This is a genomic window from Paraburkholderia sp. UYCP14C (assembly GCF_004197395.1).
GTDB lineage: Bacteria > Pseudomonadota > Gammaproteobacteria > Burkholderiales > Burkholderiaceae > Paraburkholderia.
In genome coordinates, this window is sequence record NZ_SELS01000207.1 from 1 (window position 1) to 2,146 (window position 2,146).

Sequence of the window (2,146 nt, forward strand, 5' to 3'; positions counted from 1 at the left end):
CCGACGCATAATCCGCTCGTCCTGCCTGGGGGAATTTAGCCGCCCGCAAGTGGAGGAGTTTGAACTGCCCATCGGGGCAGATGGGACAGTTGCGCCTGCAGACTGGTAAAGCGCGGCGCGAAACGCAGGCCGAACCAGTGCATGATCGCGAAATTCGCCTTGTTGACGCTGTGCATGTCGCCGGTGATGGTGGTCGGCGCGATATCCGTGGTGTTGTGATGGCAGATGTCGAAGACGTAGTGGCTTTCATGTTCGTGCGCGCCAATCAGTTCGGTGCGCAGCGCAACGTGATTGGCGAGCAGCGTATAGGTGTACCGGCTCTGATTGTCTGGACACGGTTTTGCAACTCAGGCGGCCTCTTTCAGGGTGGCTGCCTGACGGGCTTCATGGGGTGACATGAAGCCCAGTTTTTCGAGACGCCAGTGGCGATTGTAGCGATCCTTGAACTCGACGACCGCAGCCCGAACTTCCTCACGATTCCTGAAGATACGACCGTGAATGGCCTGTTCCTTTAGCGTCCGGTTGAAGCGCTCGGCGACACCATTCGTTTGTGGCTCGGCAACGAAGGCGAAGCTCGGCGTGAGGCCCCAGAACCTGACCTGATTCAGGAAGTCATCGGCCGTGTATTGCGAACCGTGATCCATGCGCAGCATCAAGCCCCGACCGACCTCGGCACCCGTGCCGCCGAATTCGCCCAGCAGTCCCTGTAGTGGTCAACTAATTTTGGACAGGCAGATAGGTTCTTTCACTGTCGGTTTCGCCTCGTAGGCGGCGGGCGACAGATAGCCCAGCGTGGAGTGCAAGCGCACCGGATTGTAGAAAGCGACGATGTACTGGTTGATATCGCGCCGAGCCTCATCGTGGTTGGCGTATTGACGCTGCCACACACGCTCCATTTTGAGGTTCAGGAAGAATCTCTCCATCACCGAGTTGTCCCAACAATTTCCCTTGCGGCTCATGCTGCAAACCACGTGATGCTGCTTCAGCAAGGCCTGGTAGTGCTCGCTTGCATATTGGCTGCCCCTGTCCGAATGCAGAACCAGTCCCGGTGCTGGCCGACGCTGCTGCAGCGCCATGGTCAACGCCGACATGACCAGTTCAGCCGGCATGGTTGGTGCCATTGACCAGCCGACCACCCTGCGCGAGTACAGGTCCAGAACGACTGCCAGATAGAGCCAGCCTTGCCCCGTGCGGATATATGTGATGTCCGAAACCCATGCGCGATTCGGCTCGGCCACATCGAACTGGCGGTCGAGCACGTTCTCTGCCACAGGTAGCGTATGCCTGCTGTCGGTCGTCGAGACGAACTTGCGCTTCCAGCTCGTACGCAGGCCCGCTTCGCGCATCAGGGTACGCACCCGGTAACGACCGATTCGTAGCCCTTTCTCCCGCTGTGCATGCATCACGCGGCGGCTACCATAGCTCGCGCCGCTCGCGGCGAATGCTGCCTTGACGTGTGTCTGTTCCTGCAGCCTTTTCGCGCTCGGCCCCGCGCTCCTGTGCGCATAGTAGCCAGACCGGCTCACCTGCAGAAGCCGGCAGGCGTGACTGACCGATACGGCCTCCTGTTGCAAATGAGTTACCACGCGGTAAATCACTTCAGTTCCCGGGCAAAGAAGGCCGACGCTTTTTTTAGCAGCGCGTTGTCCTCACGCAGTTGCCGGTTTTCCGCCTCAAGCTGCCGGATACGCTGCTGCTCAGCTGTCAGCGGCTTGCCCTCGCCGGGGCCGCCAGCACGTTCGGCGTCATACTGCGCCACCCAGCGGCGCACGGCTGTCTCAACCAGGTCCATCGACCGGCACACTTCGCTGACCGATAACCCCTGGTCTCGTACCATCCGTACTACTTCCAGCTTGAAGCTGGCGTCAAATTGTCGGCGCCTTCTTGTCATCTTGCTCTTTTTCCTCGTCGATTCCGGATTGTCCTGCCATCGACCTGTCCGAGGAAATTAGACCACTACAGACTTCTTCAGCATGTTCAACTCCGTTTCCAGACACACGTTTTACCCCAAATCCGTGTCCAGAAAAATCGGAGGCGGTTCAACCCTCTGTTTTCAAAAGCATTCAAAGGGCGGCCTCAAAAGCGAGGTGCAACACTTATCTCGTATAAGGTGTTGCAATGCCCGACAAAACTACTTCTACTTCAT

The 2,146-nt window shown here is 58.3% G+C and carries 2 protein-coding genes and 1 pseudogene; all 3 read right to left on the minus strand.

Translation table 11 applies throughout. From position 1 onward, the window contains the following. Window positions 1-77: 77 nt before the first annotated feature. Window positions 78-308, minus strand: a pseudogene (locus EVC45_RS44255) (Tn3 family transposase); the annotation flags it as partial. A 39-nt stretch (window positions 309-347) separates the two neighbouring features. Then, the gene (locus EVC45_RS44260) at window positions 348-644 is read right to left on the minus strand and encodes an integrase core domain-containing protein (RefSeq protein ID WP_168991674.1); all 297 of its coding nucleotides are present in this window, start codon (window positions 642-644) and stop codon (window positions 348-350) included. A gap of 69 nt (window positions 645-713) precedes the next feature. Next, window positions 714-1,891, minus strand: a protein-coding gene (locus tag EVC45_RS44265) for an IS3 family transposase (protein WP_211193602.1) whose coding sequence is annotated in 2 segments (ribosomal slippage) — window positions 714-1,624 and window positions 1,624-1,891 — 1,179 coding nt in all. Because the reading frame shifts where the segments join, the coding sequence is not laid out codon by codon here. Window positions 1,892-2,146: the final 255 nt, after the last annotated feature.

Coding starts and splice junctions, on each gene's coding strand:
- EVC45_RS44260 (WP_168991674.1), bottom strand. CDS start 644: ATGGATCACGGTTCGCAATACACGGCCGATGACTTCCTGAATCAGGTC.